Raw genomic sequence first — 17301 nt, 5'->3', positions numbered from 1 at the left:
GGCATGAGCCTGAGTCAGCACCACTATTCGTTGGCGGTTCAGTGGACCGGCAACCTGGGCGAGGGGACGTCGTCCTACCGCGGCTATTCACGCGACCACGACATCGCGATCCCCGGACTGCCGGTTCTCAAGGGCTCAGCCGATCCGACGTTCCACGGGGACCGTGAGCGGTACAACCCGGAGCAGCTGCTGCTGGCGGCGCTGGCGCAGTGCCACATGCTGTCCTTCCTGCACGTGGCGGTGCGGCACGGGGTGGTTGTCACTGATTACCGGGACGAGGCCACGGGACGCCTGCACCTTAACCAGGACGGCAGTGGACAGTTCGAGTCCGTCACACTGAACCCGCGGGTCACGGTGGCGGATCCGGCCCATGTGGAGTTGGCAGAGCAGCTTCACCGGGAAGCGAACCAGGTCTGCTTCATCGCCCGGAGCGTCAATTTCCCGGTGCTGCACTCCCCCGTGACTGTGACGGCCTGACCCGAAACCCAACTAGCTCGCAGATAACGCACTCAAATCGTCGTCTGAGTGCGTTTAATGCGAGCCAGTTGGGGTGGCAGAAATCAGCGGCTTAGCAGAAGCTCCTGAGCGAGCCGGGCTTCCGTTGCCGGTGCCAGTCCGGCCTTACGGTGGCGCGCCAGGCCTTGGCGGCGCTCGTCCGCGAGCGTGTCCGCCACGGTCTCTTGCCAGGGCCTCGTGATCAGCCCCGCGGCCCTGGCCGCGTCGTTGCTACGGGTGGAGAACCCGTCGTGGCCGGGTGGCAGCCACAGCGGCAGGGAATCCGGTCCGGACCAGTAGTCGATGCCGCGGGCCACGAGCCATTCCTCCGGAGCGCTCAGCTCTTCGCCCTCGAACCCGGCGGCGGTCCGCGACTCCGCAATGTAGTCGCCGAACGGCACGTGGTCCCCCACCGCATTCAGCGGGCCAGTCACGCCCCGCTCCGCCGCAGTGAGGATCCAAGCCGCGAGGTCCCGCACGTCAATGACCTGGGTGGCGTGACCGGCGATGTCAGGGACGACGGCGGCCCGGTTGTCCCGCGCAAACCTCGCCGGCCAGTAACCATAGCGGTCAGTCCCATCCCCGGGACCACCGATCAGGCCGGCACGGCAGAGATGCGCGTTGCCTCCGGTGACCTCGAGTGTTTCCTGTTCGATGGCTGCTTTGGACTCCCCGTAGTTTTCGGGAGTGGATTGGGTGCCGGGCGCCAGGGGCTGCAGAAGCGCGGCGTCCTCGGCCGCCTCCGGCGTTGAATGGTCCGCGTAGACGGAACAGCTCGACACGAACGTCCAGTGGCCCGTCCGGCTAGCCAGCGCTGCCAGCGCTTCGTTGGCCGGCACAGGATCACGGGCCACGTCGATGACGGCATCCCAGTCCCCGGCCACCTCCAGGTAACTTTTCGCGCCGAGTGAACGGTCTGCCTGCACCCACCGGACGCCCGATGGTGGCTCCGCCACAGAACCACGGGCCAAGCATGTGACCTGATGCCCCGCAGCCACTGCCTGCCGGGTGACTTCAGAGGAGAGAAAGGCTGTTCCGCCGAGGACGAGGATGCGCATGGGTCCACGGTACGGCGCTAATGTTGAAGGAGAACAGAGCCTTAAGCGCCGGGCGAACCCGCGCAGGCCTACGTTATCCCCGGCCGCCGCCGGAGACCCCAAGGAGTTTCACCCTTTATGTTCAGCATGCTGTCGATCCTTCCATCCGCCGCCAGTAAACCCGACGGCATCAGCATCACAGGAATCGTGATCAGCCTCGGAGTTGGCATTGCTGTCTGGCTGGTGGCGACGTTCGTCATTTCCCGGATCAGCAAGCGGGTGGCCTCGGGGAGCAACTTCTTCAAGAAGGCTCACTTCAAGTGGGTTGCCCCCGCCATCCGGGCCCTGGACCATGAACGCCGCGTGCAGCGGGCTGAGACCATCGGTTCGCTTCTCAACAGCATCGTCGGTGTGCTCGTGGCGGTCATCACCAGCATGTACGTACTGCAGAACCTGGACATCAACATCGCCCCGCTGCTGACCAGTGTGGGCATCCTGGGTGTTGCCATCGGTTTCGGCGCCCAGCAGCTGATCCGAGACTTCCTCGCCGGCATCTTCATCACCATCGAGGACCAGTACGGGATCGGCGACGTCATCGAAACCAGCGAGGTGGTGGGCGTAGTGGAGTCCATGGGGCTGCGCATCACCCGCGTCCGCTCCGAGGACGGCGCCATCTGGTACCTCCGCAACGGTGAAATCCTTCGCGTGGGCAACCGTTCGCAGGGGACCTACGTACCCGTCGAGGTTCCGGCTGAGGACAACGAGGCCGCTTTGCACGAACCGGCCACGAACACCGAGACTAAGAAGACTGACCAGAAGGCGGGAGAATAGAGCCATGACCATACCCGTCGAACCGCAGCGGCCACGCCAGCTCATGCAGAACGATCCGTTCAGCCAGCCCGGCTACACCGACAATTTCTATGACGCCGTGGGCGGGCATGAGACTTTTGTCCGGCTTATAGATGTGTTCTACGACGGCGTGGCCACGGACCCGCTGCTGCGCCCGATGTACCCGGAAGAGGACCTTGGACCAGCCAAACGACGCTTCCGGATGTTCCTGGAACAGTACTGGGGCGGGCCCACCACTTACAGCGACGAACGCGGCCACCCGCGCCTGCGGATGCGGCACATGCCGTTCCGGGTCACCCCTGAGGCAAAGGAACGTTGGCTGTTCCACATGCGGACTGCGGTGGACTCCCTGGAGTTGCCTCCTTTGTACGAGGGAACGCTTTGGGACTACATGGAACGCGCCGCCCTGTCCATGGTGAACAGTCCTACAGACGCCTAGAGGCCACTGCCTGTCCGCACCAGAACGTGCCCGCGTGAACCGCTAAGACGGAACCACCGGCCTGCCCGGTAAAGCACTTGTTCCCCCTCGGCGAGGAACCCCAGGGTGAGGGCCGCGAAGGCTGCTCCTGCCGGGAGGCCGGAGTCGTCCAGGGCACGTCCCCACACCGCGGCACGCGCGTTGTTGACGATCAGGGCCCCGGGCTGCGCGGGAACAATTCCCGCCACCTCGGTGATGCCGGCTTCAGCGGCCCGGCGGAGTTCGGAATCCTGCAGCTGGCCGATCCGCTCCCAGCCCGTCCGCGGCGCGCCGACTCCCGTCCACGATTCGGTGACGGTGGACGCGGGAACCGGCAGCTCGACGTCGTCCTCCCCTGCCCTGGCCAGACGGTCCAGGACCGCTGACAACGCAACGGTGGCGTCAACCGTGGAAGGCTCCGCCAGCCCGATCGTCCGCAGTCCCAGGATGGTCGGCGTGCTTTCGCCCAGCAGCCGCGGCCGCAGGACACACACGTACGCCGCTAATACGGAGCCGGAGGCCTGGAGCCGGATGGCGCCGTCGTCAATTGCTTTGGCGCGGGTGGCGAAGGTGCGGAGATCGGCGAGATCTCGCGGATCGGTGAAGCGCAAGGACTGGGTGAGGAGATCAGACACACCATGAACACTACCGGCTGCGCCTTGGTTGAGCGGTGCCGGGGCTGCGTCTAGAGTCGAACCATGACTGAAGCCGAAACCGGACTGCTGGCGCCGCCCAGCGGCGACCCCACGTCCACACTCATCCAACTGCTCGACCTGGGCGAGTTGGAAGGGGCCAGGACGGACGAAGACATCTTCCTGGGGCCGTCGGCGCAACCGCAGCCCCGTGGGCGGGTGTTCGGCGGCCAAGTGCTTGCGCAGTCACTGATTGCCTCCATGCGTACGGTGGACCCGGACCGCTACGTCCACTCCATGCACGGCTACTTCCTGAGGCCCGGCGACGCCAACAAGCCCATCACGTTCGGGGTCCAGCGGCTGCGGGACGGCCGGTCCTTTTCGGCCCGGCGCGTCCACGCATACCAGGAAGGCGTGCCCATCCTGTCGATGATCGCGTCGTTCCAGGACCCGGATGAAGGCCTTGACCACGAGTCGCACATGCCTGCCGGGATTCCCAGCCCCGAATCGCTGCCCAGCACAGCCGAACTGCTGGGCAAATTCGACCATCCCGTCGCCCAGCACTGGGCCTATGAACGGCCCTTCGACATCCGGCACGTGGACCCGCCCATCTACGTTTCCGCCAAGGGGAAGCAGGAAGCCCGGAACGCCGTCTGGATGAAGACCTTCGGCCGCATGCCGGACGATGCGAACCTGCACCGGGCCGCACTGGCCTACGCCAGCGACTACACGTTGCTGGAATCCATCCTGCGCCGCCACGGCCTCAGCTGGATCACCCCCGGGATGAGCGTCGCCAGCCTGGACCACGCCATGTGGTGGCACCGGCCCGCCCGCGTGGACGAGTGGCTGCTTTATGTCCAGGAGTCCCCCAGCGCCCAGGGCGCGCGGGGCCTCGCCACGGGAAAGATCTTCAACCAGGCCGGCCAGCACGTCGCCTCCGTGGCACAGGAGGGCATGATCCGCTTGCCCACCGACCTGAAGGACAAAGTGGTGGGTGCAGTCCAGTCCAAACTCCTGCGGCACCAGATCCGCAAGGCCGTTCGGGACTGACTTCACTTTGGCAGCAAAAAGGCCGGCACCCTTCACACACACAGGGAGCCGGCCTTTTCTGGACCCGAATCAGTCGCGGGGATCAGTCGCGCGTGAGGCGCCGGTGCGTTACACGGTGCGGCTTGGCCGCATCAGGACCGAGCCGCTCGACCTTGTTCTCCTCGTAGGACTCGAAGTTGCCCTCGAACCAGTACCACTTGGAGGGGTTTTCCTCGTCGCCTTCATAGGCCAGGATGTGCGTGGCCACCCGGTCCAGGAACCAGCGGTCGTGCGAAACCACAACGGCGCAGCCGGGGAATTCCAGCAGCGCGTTCTCGAGGCTGCTGAGCGTTTCGACGTCGAGGTCGTTGGTGGGTTCGTCAAGGAGCAGCAGGTTTCCGCCCTGCTTGAGTGTCAGCGCCAGGTTGAGGCGGTTTCGCTCACCACCGGACAGCACGCCAGCCTTCTTCTGCTGGTCAGGTCCCTTGAAGCCGAAAGCTGCAACGTAGGCACGCGACGGCATTTCAACCTGGCCCACCTGGATGTAGTCCAGGCCGTCGGAAACAACTTCCCAGAGCGTCTTGTTCGGGTCGATGCCGCCACGGCTCTGGTCCGCGTAGGAGATCTTGACCGAATCACCGATCTTCAGCTCGCCGCCGTCGAGCGGCTCCAATCCCACGATGGTCTTGAACAGCGTGGACTTGCCCACACCGTTGGGACCGATGACTCCCACAATGCCGTTGCGCGGCAGCGTGAAGGACAGCCCGTCGATCAGGGTGCGGTCGTCGAAGCCCTTCCGGAGGTTCTTGGCCTCCAGGACGAGGCCGCCGAGGCGCGGGCCTGGCGGAATCTGGATCTCTTCGAAGTCGAGCTTGCGGGTGCGGTCTGCCTCGGCAGCCATCTCCTCGTAGCGGGCCAGACGGGCCTTGGACTTTGTTTGACGCCCCTTGGCGTTGGAACGAACCCATTCGAGTTCCTCGGTCAGGCGCTTGGCCTGCTTGGCATCCTTCTTGCCCTGGACTTCCAGGCGCGCACGCTTCTTCTCCAGGTAGGTGGAGTAGTTGCCCTCGTAGGGGTAAAGGTGGCCGCGGTCGACCTCAGCAATCCATTCCGCGACGTGGTCAAGGAAGTACCGGTCGTGAGTGACGGCCAGGACTGCGCCGGCGTAGCTGGAAAGGTGCTGTTCCAGCCACAGAACGCTTTCGGCGTCCAAGTGGTTGGTGGGCTCGTCCAGGAGCAGGAGGTCCGGCTTCTGCAGCAGGAGCTTGCAGAGCGCCACGCGGCGGCGCTCACCGCCGGATAGGAGGGTCACGTCGGCATCCGCCGGCGGGCAGCGGAGCGCGTCCATGGCCTGCTCAAGCTGGGAGTCGAGGTCCCAGGCGTCCGCGGCGTCTATGGCTTCCTGCAGCTGGCCCATTTCTTCGAGCAGCACGTCGTAGTCAGCGTCGGGGCTGGCCATTTCCTCGGAGATCTCGTTGAAGCGCTGGATCTTGCCGTAGATCTCGCCAACGCCCTCCTGGACGTTGCCCAGGACGGTCTTTTCCTCGTTCAGCGGCGGCTCCTGCAACAGGATGCCCACGGTGTAGCCGGGGCTGAGCCGGGCCTCACCGTTGGAGGGAGTGTCCAGGCCGGCCATGATCTTCAGGATGGTGGACTTACCGGCGCCGTTCGGGCCAACAACACCAATCTTGGCGCCAGGGAAGAAGGACATGCTTACGTCGTCAAGAATGAGTTTTTCGCCAACGGCCTTACGGGCCTTGGTCATTGTGTAGATAAATTCCGCCATGGTTCCAAATCTAGTGGGTTGGCGGGCATAACTCACATTCGGTGCCTAGGCCGCTGGCCCCACGAAGCACTTCCCGCTGGCAAGGACCGGCAGGATGGTAACTGATACGCTCCCGTCGCGGATGTGGCCGAGCACGCAGTCCTTGCCCTGCAGCACAGCGGATTCGATGGCATCGGCCTCCAGCCCGGTGGGCGTGCGGCTCGCCGATACTTCAAGGGCCGCCGGGGCGACACCGGCACCGGTGAGGGCCTCCTTAACCTGCGCTGTTGCCGGTTTGGGGGTTCCGGCTGCAAGCCGGCTCAGCGCATCCGTGACCGTCTGTTTCATTGCGGCGGTGGCGGGATTCTCCGTGGTGGTGGCCCCGGGCGCCCCTGCCGTGCCCTGCTTTGAGCTGCCTGGCTCAGGTGCCGCAGTGGTGCCCGACACGGTGGGTTCCACCGCCAAGGGGCTGGCAGCCGGCTGTGTGCCGGCCGACGAACCGCCGGTGCAGCCCGTCAACGCAAAGGCGGTCAGGCCGCCCGCTGTCAGCAGCGCCAAGGCCCTGCCCATGGCCGTTGTGCGCTGCCGGGTAAGCGCCGGCCGGCTGGTGACGGGGGTTGCCTGCCGGTTTTCGGTCGCGCGCTTCATGCCGCCATTCTGTCACGGCGCCAAGCCCCCAATGGAACCGCCGGGGTGCCGGACGAGCGCCGGCACCCCGGCGGCGCGCGCCCTGCCCGGTGACTTCAGGCTCCATCTCAGACGGCGGAATCGACGAGTTCGCCGGTTTCAGCGTCAACAGGGACGTAATTGCCGTCAGCGTCCTCGAGGAAGACCGCAGCCGCATCGCCGTCGACATGTTCCTCATCGTCCGGCTCCCCGCCCTCGTCAGGATCGGCGGGGCCTGCCTCGTGTGCATGTTGCGGTCCATTGTTGACTGTGCGGATGTAGTTGGCCGAACCCCACATGAGGTCGTGGCCCACAGACTCCGCATCGATTTCGTGCGCGAAGTGGATGCGGCCGTCCTTCTCCCACGTGCGCAGCTTGAGCCGGCCCACCACAATCACGCGCTGACCCTTCTTGATACTGCAGCCCATGTTCCCGGCCAGCTGGCGGTAGCCCTGGACGGTGAACCAGTTGGTGTGCGTGTCCACCCAAGTGCTGGTATTCCGGTCGAAACGCCGGGCCGTTGACCCGAGGCGGAACGAGGCGGTTCCCACTCCGGTTGTGGTGGTGGAGGTCTTGATGTCGGTGGCGACGAAGCCCCGGAACGTCATGTAATCGCTCATTGTCTTGTCCTGTCTCGGAAGGTGGTGCCGTAGCGGCAAAACCAGCATCGCGCGGACAGCATCAGGCCGCGAGGGACAGACTTCCGTATGTGGACAACCCCGGCTGGTACTGCTGTGTGGAGGACAAGTGCCACCCGTGGCGCGGCTTTGACGCAGCGGCACGCGGGGCAATGTAAACTTTTTCATGCGCCGGATTTCTGGTCGTGGCGCCACGTGCCCCAGTAGCTCAGGGGATAGAGCAGCGGCCTTCTAATCCGCCGGTCGGGGGTTCGATTCCCTCCTGGGGCACAACGGTAATGAGTTGAATGTTCCTCCGAGGACGCGTCGACTCGGACAAGAACACCCCGGTCTTCGGACCGGGGTGTTCTCAGCTGCTGGCGCGTTTCGCTCGGGCCCGGCCACAGAAAGGCGTCAGGCGAACGGCAGCACGCCCTCGGCGTAACGCGCCTTGACCGTCTCGATCACGGTGTCGCCGTCCGCGTCCCAGATCTCCTGGTTGAAGATTTCGACCTCGATATCGCCTGTGTAGCCGGCCTCCCGGACCCAGGTGGTGATGGTGGCGAAGTCAATGACGCCGTCGCCCATGTACCCGCGGGACAGCAGCGGATCAGCCGCGATGGGCATGTTGAAGTCGCAGACCTGGTAGGAGGCGAGGCGCCCCTCCCGGCCGGCGCGTTCAATCTGCGCCTTGAGCTCCGGATCCCACCAGACATGGAAAGTGTCGACGGCGACGCCAACGGTATGCGCGTCGAACGGCGCAGCCAGGTCCAACGCTTGCCCCAGGGTGGAGATAAGGGCGCGGTCGGCAGCATACATCGGGTGCAGCGGCTCGAGGACCAGCCGTATCCCGTTCTCGGCCGCGAATGGAACCAGATTCGCAAGCCGGTCGGCCACCCGTTGGCGGGCCGCCACCACGTCCTTCTCCCCCGTCGCAAGCCCGCCGACCACCAGGAAGAGTTCCCTGGTGTCCAGCGCAGCCGCTTCAAGGATGGCGGCGCGGTTGTCCGCCAGCGCAGCAGTTTGTCCCTCGGCGTCTACCGCGGTGAGGAACCCGCCGCGGCAGAGCGAGGATACGCGGAGGCCCGCGTCCCGGATCAGCTTCGCGGCCTTGTCCAGCCCGACTTCCTCAATGCGGTCCCGCCAAGGGCCGATTGCGGGCACGCCGGCGCGGACACACCCGTCCACCACTTCGGCAAGGTTCCACTTTTTGGTGGTGGCGCTGTTGAGGGACAGCCGCGAAAAAGGGGACGGTCCTGAACTGAAAGTCATACTCCCACTCCATTGATCCGCAGGTAATCGGACATCCGGAACGCGGCCAGGGCGGGGTCCTTCAGGAGGCCTGCCTGGTCGGCGAGTTCGAAGGTCTTGGCCAGGTGGCACACGGACCGGCCTGAATGCAGGCCGCCCACCATCTGAAAGCCGGGCTGCTTGCCGTTGAGCCAGGACATAAAAGCGATCCCGGTTTTGTAGTAGAAAGTCGGTGCACTGAAGATGTGCTTGCCCAGTTCCCGGGTGGAATCAAGGATGGCCCGGGCCTTGGCGGGCTCCCCGGCGTCGTAATTCTGCAGGGCCACCGAGGCGGCCGGATAGATCGCGGCGAAAATGCCCAGCAGTGCGTCCGAGTGGTGTGTGCCGTCGCCGTCGATTAGTTCCGGGTAGTTGAAGTCGTCGCCCGTATATAGGCGGACGTCCGCCGGTAGGGCCGCCCGCAGCGCAACCTCGTGCGAAGCGTCAAGAAGCGAGACTTTGACGCCATCCACTTTGTCCGCGTTGTCCCGGATCAGACGCAGGAACGTTTCGGTGGCCGTGGCGACGTCATCCGAGCCCCAGTAACCGGCGAGGGCGGGATCGAACATGGTCCCGAGCCAGTGCAGAATCACCGGCTGGTCCGCTTCCTGCAGCAGAGTCGAATAGACGTGCAGGTAGTCGTCCGGACCGTTGGCCACGCGGGCAAGCGCGCGGGAGGCCATGAGAATGACCTTGGGTCCGGCTTCACTGACGACGGCGATCTGCTCGCGGTAGGCGTTGATGACCGCTTCGATGCCTGCGGCTCCTTTAGGCAGCTGCTGCAGCTCCAGCTGGTCCGTTCCGGCCCCGCAGGCAACCAGGTCGCGAACAGATTTGCCTTTGGTGGCGGCGTCACCGGCGGAGACCACCGAGGCCGCTTCCACACCGGTGCGTTTGATGAGCTGCTGGGTTGCTGCCCAGTCCAGCCCCATGCCCCGTTGGGCTGTATCCATGGCATCCGCCACGCCCAGCCCGTAGGACCACAGCTCATGGCGGTACGCCATGGTGGCTTCCCAGTCGACGGAGGCAGGGGCTCCGGGAGTATTGTCCGCCAGGACTTCGGGGATCACGTGGGCAGCGGCGTAGGCACGGCGGGCAGTGAGCGGGGCGGTGGGGCGGGCCCAGGGTGTACCGCCCCGGAGGCGGTACTCGCGGGTGCCGCCGTCATGTGAGGGAAGGATCAGGGAAGTCATCAGAGCGCGATCTCAGGGATGTCGATGGTGCGCCGTTCGTCGCTGGACTGCAGGCCCAGTTCCGCCAGCTGCACGCCGCGGGCCGCGGACAACAGGCCAAAGCGGTGTTCGCGGCCTGCAACAACGTCGCGGAGGAATTCCTCCCACTGCAGCTTGAAGCCGTTGTCCAGCTCTGCGTTGGCCGGGACTTCCTGCCATTGACTGCGGAAGGATTCGGTCACGGGCAGGTCCGGGTTCCAGACGGGCTTGGGGGTGTGGGCGCGCTGCTGGGCAACGCACTTGTTCAAACCGGCGACGGCGGAACCATGCGTGCCGTCGATCTGGAATTCCACCAGCTCGTCGCGGTACACCCGCACAGCCCAGGAGGAGTTGATCTGGCCGATGACAGGCTCGCCGGCCGGGGTAACGAGCTCGAAGATGCCGTAGGAGGCGTCGTCTGCGGTGGCCTTGTATTCCTTGCCGGCCTCGTCCCAGCGGGCCGGGATGTGGGTGGCGGTCTTGGCATTGACGCTCTTGACCGTGCCGATGATGCCTTCCAGGACGTAGTTCCAGTGGCAGAACATGTCCGTGGTCATGCCGCCGCCGTCCTCCTTCCGGTAGTTCCAGGAGGGGCGCTGTGCCGCCTGGACATCGCCCTCGAAGACCCAGTAGCCGAATTCACCCCGAAGGGACACGATGCGTCCGAAGAAGCCCTCGTCAACCAGGCGGCGCAGCTTGACCAGACCGGGCAGGTAGAGCTTGTCATGCACTACCCCCGCGGTGACGCCAGCGTCCTTGCCGATCCGGGCCAGCTCGATTGCCTCCTCGAGCGTTTCGGCGGTGGGCTTCTCAGTGAAGATGTGCTTCCCGGCCAGCATGGCCTTCTTCAGGGTCGCGGACCGGAGGCTGGTCATGGAGGCATCAAAAATGACGTCCACCGAGGGGTCGTTGATGACGGAGTCCAGGTCTGTGGTCCATTCGGACACCTTGTGAAGTTCCGCGAGCTCGCGGATTTTGGCTTCGTTCCGGCCTACCAGGATCGGTTCGACCTGGACTTTCGTCCCGTCCTCCAGCGTGAAACCGCCGGCCTCCCGGATGGGAAGGATGGAACGCAGCAAGTGCTGGCGATACCCCATCCGGCCGGTAATTCCGTTCATGGCTATCCGGATCGTCTTCGTTTCGAAGCCCATGTTTCCTCCACGGTGAGTGAGTGTAGTGATGCTCAAGCAAACTGGGAAAGCGCATTCCCACTGCACCCATGATGCACTGGCCCGCTCTTCCTTGGCAAGCGCTTTCCCAAACATTCCCTAACTGCCATACTGAACCGAGAACCATTTGCCCCCAGAATTGCCCGAACAGGAGACGCTGTGGTTGCCAGTACCCTTTCCGAGGTTGCACGACTGGCCGGCGTTTCGCCGGCCACCGCGTCACGGGTCCTCAACGGCTCGGCCAGGACCCCCGGGCAGGACATCGCGGAGCGCGTTCGCACCGCTGCGGCATCCCTGGGCTACATTCCCAACGCCCAGGCCCAGGGGCTTGCCAAGTCCAGCTCCGGCCTGATCGGACTGATCGTGCACGACATCGCCGACCCGTACTTTTCGGCCATCGCGCGCGGGGTACAGGAAGCCGCCCGGGAACAGGGCAGGATGGTCCTCCTCGCAACAACCGCCGGTGCCCCGGCGGACGAGAGGGAAGCGGTGGCCGCCTTTGCCGCCCGGCGGGCAGATTCGATCGTGATCGCCGGATCACGCTCGGCCCGTCCCGAGGACGGCGAAGGGAACGCAGGGCTGGCGGCGGAGCTTGACCGCTACTGCCGCAACGGCGGTCAGGTAGCTGTTGTCGGCCACCCCGTCGTCGGGGCCTCCTCTACCGAGGGCTACCACGTGGTGACCGTGCCGAACGAGGAACTGGCCGCCAAGCTCGCATCCGAGCTGTCCGTTGCAGGTGACCACCACTTCGTCATCATCGGCGGTCCCGCCGGCCTGTTCACGTCAGACGACAGGATCCGTGGTTTCCAGCGCGGCCTGGCGGAGGCCGGATTGCCGCCGGCCGAAATCATCCGCACAGAGTTCAACCGCTCCGGCGGATTCGACGCCGGCGTCGCGTTGGCTGCCCGGATCAAAACTTCCCGGGCGGCGGCAAACCCCTCCGGAGAAGCGAAGCGGATCTGCATCTTTGCCGTCAACGACGTCATGGCCATCGGGGCGGCCGCGGCGTTGCGCTCCGAGGGCTTGCGCATCCCCCGGGATGCCATCATCGCCGGCTTTGATGACATTGAGACTCTCCGGGACTTCCGCCCGGCCCTCTCGACCGTGTACCTGCCGCTCGAGGAAATCGGCCGGCAGGCCACGCGCAGGGCAGCAGGAACGCTGGCCGAAGACGCTGCGCCGCCGACCCTCACCGGACATGTCACGCTCCGGCGCAGCACTGAAGGCGCGCTGCCGCCGGAAGGGAGCGGCTAGCAGGAACGTCCGACGCCGGCCCGACAGGACGCGGGGCACCTCGCCTGCCGCTCCGCCTAAAGTTACTGGATGGAGAACCGCGAACTCGTGGCAGCGATCCGAACGATGTTGATGGAGCGGGCCGACCCGGCGCGCGCTGCAGGCGCCCAGGCCTATATGAAGTCATCCATCCTTTCCCTCGGCGTCAGGGTTCCGGAGGTTCGCCGGTGCGTAATGGCCGCGGCCGCCGCCTTTCCGATGGAGTCGCCGGAACAGTTGCGCGCGACCGTCCTGGTGCTGTGGCGGGAAGCGCAATGGCGGGAAGAACAGTACGCGGCTATCGACCTCACCGGGCTCCGGCTGGTGGCCAGGGACCCCCTGATGCTCCCGGTGTATGAGGAGATCATTCGAACGGGGGCCTGGTGGGACTTCGTGGACGGAGTCAGCCAACGGATCTGCGGTTTGCTGCTGGCGCACCGGGCGCTGATGACGCCCGTGCTGCTTAAGTGGAGCACGGCTGATGACTTTTGGATCCGGCGCGCCGCCATCACGTCCCAGCTGAAGGCGAAGGCCGCGACCGATACCGAGCTGCTGCGCGCCGTGATAGAAGCCAATTTGGACGACACGGAGTTCTTCATCCGGAAAGCCATCGGCTGGGCCCTCCGGGAGTTCGCCAAGACCAATCCCGCGTGGGTCCGGGACTTCGTGACGGAACATGCCACGCAGCTGAGTCCCCTGTCCCGGAAGGAAGCGCTCCGGCATTTGAATCCCTAAATGACCGGACGCTCCGTGACGGGCTCCCCCGTCTTCCGGAAGAGCCGCTTGGTCCGCGGGTCCATGAACACCAGGTAGAGGCCGAAAAGCAGGCCAGTGATCGCAGCGGCAAAACGGGCCAGGATCAGGGCCAGACCCAGATCCTCGGTTTGCAGATAGGGAAAGACTTCCAGCTGGTCGGAAATCGCGTAGATCATAAAGAACGAAACGATGAAATATAGAGCCTTGACCTGCCAGTCGTTGCGGATGCCTGTGACCGCAAACAGCGGGATGAGCCACACCACGTACCAGGACTGGATCATCGGCGCCAGCACCACCACCGCCGCGAAAGCCAGGGTGAGCCGCCGGATCAGGCGCTCATGCTCACCCTTGAAGATCTGGAAGGCGACGATGCCCACGGCAAGTAGCTTGCCGGCGTCGAACACCCACCCCGCCAAAGTCCCGCCGTCCAGCCCGAAAGCGTTGGAAATGGAGGCAACCACCAGGCCCACCAGCCCCACCGGGGCGTACCAGATGAAGATGCTCCCGGGGGCCGAGAGGCCGTTGATCCAGCCGAAGCCGAATCCATTGACCAGGCTCAACGCGTACAGCATGGCCAGGCTCAGGCCGCCTGTGAGGGCCCAGAAGAGAAACTTCCTGGCCCAGCCGGCCTTTTTGCCGGCCCACATCAGGCCGATAAACGGCAGGAACACCACCGTGATGGGTTTAACCGCGATGGAGAGCGTCACCAGGACAATTCCGAGCACCACCCGCCGCGTGGCCGCGTAATACAGTCCGGCCAGCGCCAGCCCGATCATCAGGGCATCGTTATGGACGCTGGCGATGAAGTTGGTCAGGAACAAGGGGTTGGCTGCTGTGAGCCAGAGGGCGCGGTGCGGGTTGACGCCGTGAAGCACTGCCAGCTTCGGCACGTAGATGATGCAGAGCACCACGCCGGCCAATGCCACCAGCCTGAAGAGCATCACGCTGGCTTCGGGATGGACGTTGGTGGACCAGACCACAAACTGCTCAATCCACAGGAACAGCTGGCCATACGGCACCGGAGCTTCGGTCCACAGCCTGTCCGCACCGAGCTGGAAGTAGTTGGACAGCGCGGAGATGCCGTTCTCGTACGGGTTGAACCCCTCCACCATCAAACGTCCCTGGCCGATGTAGGCGTACACATCACGGCTGAACAACGGGACGCTGACCACCATCGGCAGGCCCCACGCCGCGACGGCCTGCAGGGTGGCCTTGCGCGCTTCAGGCCCCCAGACCCGGACGCGCTGGCCCAGCCGCAGCCAGGAGCGCACCAGGAGCATTCCGCCGATTGCCACCAGCACGATGGCCAGTGCCACCCCGATGGCTTCTGTGCGCATCCAGATAAAGATCGGCACCCGGCGGAGCTCGGAAACCGGCGCCAGCCAACCGACGCCTACCGACCCGATGGCCATAAAGACCGAGCCGACAAAACCGGCCAGGATCGGGGACCGCGGGTTATCCACTTCGGCCGCACCGGGCCTGGGGATCACGGCGGCGGCCATCTCCCCCGTTGCAGGCACAGGCGCCGTCATCTCAGGATCGTCCAATCTCTTTGCTTTCAGCGCTTCGGCCCAGCGGGCCGTGGTGGCCGCCCGGGCCACGCAGGCACAGCACAGCGGCCGCAATCCCAGCCTCTCTGTACCGGAAATCCTAGCATCGCACGGGTACGGCGGAGCTAAACGGTAGGCTGGTCCGGTGCCTATAACTAACGAACGCATCGTCTGGATCGACTGCGAAATGACCGGCCTGGACATCAAGAACGACGCCCTGATCGAGGTGGCGGCGCTGGTGACGGACTCGGAGCTGAACATACTGGGCGACGGAGTGGACGTGGTGATCAAACCTGAGGACGCCGCGCTCGCCCAGATGAACGATTTTGTCCGGGACATGCACACCCGGTCCGGGCTGCTCGAGGAGCTGCCGCACGGCAAGACCATGGCAGAGGCCGAGGCCGCCGTCATGGAATACATCGAAAAGTGGGTACCGGACCCCCGCAAGGCTCCGCTGGGCGGTAACTCCGTGGGAACGGACCGCGTCTTCCTCTCGCGGGACATGCCGGCCGTCGTTGAGCACCTGCACTACCGGGTGATTGACGTCAGTACCATCAAGGAGCTCTCCCGCCGGTGGTTCGCCAGGGCATACTTCCAGTCCCCCGCCAAGAAGGGCGGCCACCGCGCCCTCGGCGATATCAAGGATTCCATTGACGAGCTGCGCTACTACCGCGAGGCTGTCTTTGTGCCGGCTCCCGGACCGGACAGCGTGACAGCACGCGGCATTGCCCAGCGCGTTACTGGCGGAAACGACACCCCGGAACAGTAATCTGCGCCACGTTTCCGGGAATTTTCCGCGAAAACGGCAAAAGTGGCACAAGCACCGCCCAACAGCAGGTAAGCTATTTGAGTTGCCTTTCCAGAGGACCGGGTCACCGGAACAGCTGCAGGGCACATGGTGGGCTTAGCTCAGTTGGCAGAGCGCCTGGTTGTGGTCCAGGAGGTCGCGGGTTCAACCCCCGTAGCTCACCCTCACAGGGCGGCAGTAGAAGCCGCCAGTTTGGAGGCCGTACCGGATATCCGGTACGGCCTTCTTTTTTGCACAAATGCCGGCGACATGCCGCACGCACGAAGGGTCACCCGCCATGACAGTTCTGCCGATCACGATCTGGGGAGAACCGGTGCTTCACCGCCGCGCCGCCAAGGTGGAAGTGTTCGACGACGACCTGCGCACCCTGATTGCCGACATGTTCGAAACCAATGATGCGGCTAACGGCGTGGGCCTGGCGGCTCCGCAGGTTGGCGTGGGCAAGAGAATCTTCGTCTACAAGTTCGCCAACGAGGACGGCGCTCCCCCGGCCGGGGTACTGGTCAACCCCGTCCTGACGCTGTCCAAGGTTTCAGGCGCGCTGCCCGACCCCGACGAAGAGGAGGAAGGCTGCCTCTCATTCCCGGGTGGGCAGTTCCCGCTCAAGCGAGCGGAGTGGGCCCGGGTCCAGGGCTTCGACGGCCACGGTCAGCCGGTCGATTTCGAAGCGACCGGCTGGTTTGCGCGGGTGATCCAACACGAGTACGACCATCTGGACGGCAAGCTGTATGTCAACCGGCTACTGGACCGTTATTCACGGAAGGCCCTGAAACTGGCCAAAAAGAGCGGGTGGGGCGTTCCCGGGCTGACCTGGATGCCGGGCGTGGACCCGGACCCGTTCGGGCACTAAGGCTTCTGCCTAGGGTTACCTGGCAGTAATGGTGGGCTGATCCGGGCACGAGTCCAGGACCCGCTTCATGGCATCCTTCTCCGGCTGGGTGACCCACAGTCCGTAGGATGCCTTGACCGAGATCTGGCGGGCCACGTAGTGGCAGCGGATGTTCTTATTCTTTGGCAGCCAGGTGGCGGCGTCGCCGGCACTCTTCTGCTGGTTCGCGGGGCCGTCCGCGGCGATGAGGTTCAGCGGATCGTTGGCAAGGGATTGGCGCTGCTGCGGGGTTAGCCCCTGGGCGCCTTTCTGCCAGGCGTCCCCGAGGGCTACAACATGGTCAATCTGGATTTCCTTGCTGCTCTCCGGCCCGCGGCGGAATTCCACGGCCCTGCCCGTGTACGGCTCCACGATGGCGCCCGACGCTACCAGGCACTTGGACCCCTCCGTAAAGCCCACAGAAGCGAGGTCCCGCCGGAGAATGTCGTTGCGGGTGTCGCAGCCGTTCCGGTCAACATCCTGCCACGCCTGCCCGAACGCCTCCCGCTGGTACGTGTCCTTCGGCGCACGTCCCGTGACGGCCAGCCCCTCCAAGGCGGCCCGGGCACTCCCCTGCGGTACCGGGTAAACGGGCACCACCGGCTTCATCCAGGTCCCGTCGAACACTGGCGCCTCGCTTGGTCCGGCAACAGCGGGTTCAGCGGCTGCGAACTGGCCGGCCGTGAAAAACCACACGCCTGAAGCCAGCACTGACAGCGCCAACACCACCAGCAAGGCCCAAGCCTGTCTTGAGCGCCGGCGGGCACGGCGGTAGGCACTCCAACTGACCGTCACCTAAGGAGCTCTTCCGGATATGGTACGCACCAGAA

18 protein-coding genes and 2 tRNA genes are annotated in these 17301 nt (G+C 65.0%); 10 read left to right on the top strand and 10 right to left on the bottom strand.

All coding sequences use genetic code 11. The annotated features are described in order from the left end of the window. Positions 1 to 3 precede the first annotated feature (3 nt). Complete coding sequence (locus tag AB4Y73_RS02400) at positions 4 to 477, top strand: OsmC family protein (RefSeq protein WP_441868014.1); 474 nt, start codon at positions 4 to 6, stop codon at positions 475 to 477. 83 nt (positions 478 to 560) lie between these two features. Here AB4Y73_RS02400 and AB4Y73_RS02395 read toward each other — a convergent pair whose 3' ends face one another. Then, positions 561 to 1553: an NAD-dependent epimerase/dehydratase family protein gene (locus AB4Y73_RS02395; RefSeq protein WP_441868012.1), complete on the bottom strand. Its 993-nt coding sequence runs from the start codon at positions 1551 to 1553 to the stop codon at positions 561 to 563. A gap of 117 nt (positions 1554 to 1670) precedes the next feature. Here AB4Y73_RS02395 and AB4Y73_RS02390 point away from each other — a divergent pair, with 117 nt between their 5' ends. Beyond that, a complete protein-coding gene (locus tag AB4Y73_RS02390) occupies positions 1671 to 2363 on the top strand; it encodes a mechanosensitive ion channel family protein (RefSeq protein WP_441868010.1) in 693 nt (230 codons plus the stop codon). Positions 2364 to 2367: 4 nt separating this feature from the next. Next, a complete protein-coding gene (locus tag AB4Y73_RS02385; RefSeq protein ID WP_441868008.1) occupies positions 2368 to 2820 on the top strand; it encodes a globin in 453 nt (150 codons plus the stop codon). Here the strand turns inward: AB4Y73_RS02385 and AB4Y73_RS02380 are convergent. Beyond that, on the bottom strand, positions 2817 to 3473 hold the full coding sequence (locus AB4Y73_RS02380) for a hypothetical protein (protein WP_441868006.1): 657 nt from the start codon (positions 3471 to 3473) through the stop codon (positions 2817 to 2819). The two genes, AB4Y73_RS02385 and AB4Y73_RS02380, sit on opposite strands and share 4 nt — an antisense overlap. Positions 3474 to 3536: 63 nt before the next feature. On the opposite strand from AB4Y73_RS02380, the gene AB4Y73_RS02375 reads away from it, so the two are divergent. Beyond that, positions 3537 to 4520: an acyl-CoA thioesterase gene (locus AB4Y73_RS02375; protein WP_441868004.1), complete on the top strand. Its 984-nt coding sequence runs from the start codon at positions 3537 to 3539 to the stop codon at positions 4518 to 4520. 82 nt (positions 4521 to 4602) lie between these two features. Here the strand turns inward: AB4Y73_RS02375 and ettA are convergent, their stop codons facing one another. The 3 genes from ettA to AB4Y73_RS02360 all read right to left on the bottom strand — a co-directional run bounded on the left by ettA (position 4603) and on the right by AB4Y73_RS02360 (position 7550). Further along, a complete protein-coding gene (gene ettA, locus AB4Y73_RS02370) occupies positions 4603 to 6285 on the bottom strand; it encodes an energy-dependent translational throttle protein EttA (protein WP_441868002.1) in 1683 nt (560 codons plus the stop codon). 45 nt (positions 6286 to 6330) lie between these two features. Beyond that, the gene (locus tag AB4Y73_RS02365; protein WP_441868000.1) at positions 6331 to 6912 is read right to left on the bottom strand and encodes a DUF6993 domain-containing protein; all 582 of its coding nucleotides are present in this window, start codon (positions 6910 to 6912) and stop codon (positions 6331 to 6333) included. Positions 6913 to 7019: 107 nt separating this feature from the next. Then, positions 7020 to 7550: a single-stranded DNA-binding protein gene (locus AB4Y73_RS02360; RefSeq protein ID WP_441867998.1), complete on the bottom strand. Its 531-nt coding sequence runs from the start codon at positions 7548 to 7550 to the stop codon at positions 7020 to 7022. Positions 7551 to 7765: 215 nt separating this feature from the next. Between AB4Y73_RS02360 and AB4Y73_RS02355 the strand changes: the two genes are divergently transcribed. Then, positions 7766 to 7838, top strand: a tRNA-Arg gene (locus AB4Y73_RS02355). A gap of 123 nt (positions 7839 to 7961) precedes the next feature. On the opposite strand, the gene AB4Y73_RS02350 is transcribed toward AB4Y73_RS02355, so the two are convergent. From AB4Y73_RS02350 to AB4Y73_RS02340, 3 genes are read right to left on the bottom strand one after another with little or no spacing between them, the layout of a single operon-like run. Further along, the gene (locus AB4Y73_RS02350; protein ID WP_441867996.1) at positions 7962 to 8819 is read right to left on the bottom strand and encodes a sugar phosphate isomerase/epimerase family protein; all 858 of its coding nucleotides are present in this window, start codon (positions 8817 to 8819) and stop codon (positions 7962 to 7964) included. Further along, positions 8816 to 10030 (bottom strand): dihydrodipicolinate synthase family protein, encoded by a 1215-nt coding sequence (locus tag AB4Y73_RS02345; RefSeq protein ID WP_441867994.1) that lies wholly within the window; start codon positions 10028 to 10030, stop codon positions 8816 to 8818. The genes AB4Y73_RS02350 and AB4Y73_RS02345 overlap by 4 nt, the downstream gene beginning before the upstream one ends. Further along, positions 10030 to 11199 (bottom strand): Gfo/Idh/MocA family protein, encoded by a 1170-nt coding sequence (locus AB4Y73_RS02340; RefSeq protein WP_441867992.1) that lies wholly within the window; start codon positions 11197 to 11199, stop codon positions 10030 to 10032. Before AB4Y73_RS02340 ends, AB4Y73_RS02345 begins: the two co-directional genes overlap by 1 nt. 177 nt (positions 11200 to 11376) lie before the next feature. Here AB4Y73_RS02340 and AB4Y73_RS02335 point away from each other — a divergent pair, with 177 nt between their 5' ends. Both AB4Y73_RS02335 and AB4Y73_RS02330 read left to right on the top strand, forming a co-directional pair. Then, the gene (locus tag AB4Y73_RS02335; RefSeq protein WP_441867990.1) at positions 11377 to 12471 is read left to right on the top strand and encodes a LacI family DNA-binding transcriptional regulator; all 1095 of its coding nucleotides are present in this window, start codon (positions 11377 to 11379) and stop codon (positions 12469 to 12471) included. Between the two features lie 69 nt (positions 12472 to 12540). Continuing rightward, positions 12541 to 13224 carry a DNA alkylation repair protein gene (locus AB4Y73_RS02330; RefSeq protein WP_441867988.1) on the top strand — a complete coding sequence of 228 codons (684 nt, stop codon included), beginning with the start codon at positions 12541 to 12543 and terminating at the stop codon, positions 13222 to 13224. On the opposite strand, the gene mptB is transcribed toward AB4Y73_RS02330, so the two are convergent. Beyond that, entirely contained in the window at positions 13221 to 14777 is a 1557-nt protein-coding gene (mptB, locus tag AB4Y73_RS02325; protein WP_441867986.1) for a polyprenol phosphomannose-dependent alpha 1,6 mannosyltransferase MptB, read from the bottom strand. The genes AB4Y73_RS02330 and mptB overlap by 4 nt on opposite strands. Positions 14778 to 14940: 163 nt before the next feature. Here mptB and orn point away from each other — a divergent pair, with 163 nt between their 5' ends. The 3 genes from orn (at position 14941) to def (ending at position 16453) form a co-directional block, all read left to right on the top strand. Beyond that, complete coding sequence (gene orn / locus AB4Y73_RS02320; protein ID WP_441867984.1) at positions 14941 to 15564, top strand: oligoribonuclease; 624 nt, start codon at positions 14941 to 14943, stop codon at positions 15562 to 15564. 129 nt (positions 15565 to 15693) lie between these two features. Continuing rightward, positions 15694 to 15766, top strand: a tRNA-His gene (locus tag AB4Y73_RS02315). 114 nt (positions 15767 to 15880) lie between these two features. Then, complete coding sequence (def, locus tag AB4Y73_RS02310; RefSeq protein WP_441867982.1) at positions 15881 to 16453, top strand: peptide deformylase; 573 nt, start codon at positions 15881 to 15883, stop codon at positions 16451 to 16453. Between the two features lie 15 nt (positions 16454 to 16468). On the opposite strand, the gene AB4Y73_RS02305 is transcribed toward def, so the two are convergent. Further along, the gene (locus AB4Y73_RS02305) at positions 16469 to 17266 is read right to left on the bottom strand and encodes an HNH endonuclease family protein (RefSeq protein WP_441867980.1); all 798 of its coding nucleotides are present in this window, start codon (positions 17264 to 17266) and stop codon (positions 16469 to 16471) included. Positions 17267 to 17301 lie beyond the last annotated feature (35 nt).

Origin of the sequence: Pseudarthrobacter sp. TAF60_1 (assembly GCF_052113505.1) — a bacterium.
Classification (GTDB): domain Bacteria; phylum Actinomycetota; class Actinomycetes; order Actinomycetales; family Micrococcaceae; genus Arthrobacter.
The sequence above is the reverse complement of the archived record's forward strand: the minus strand, read 5'-3'. Positions and strand labels throughout refer to the sequence as shown.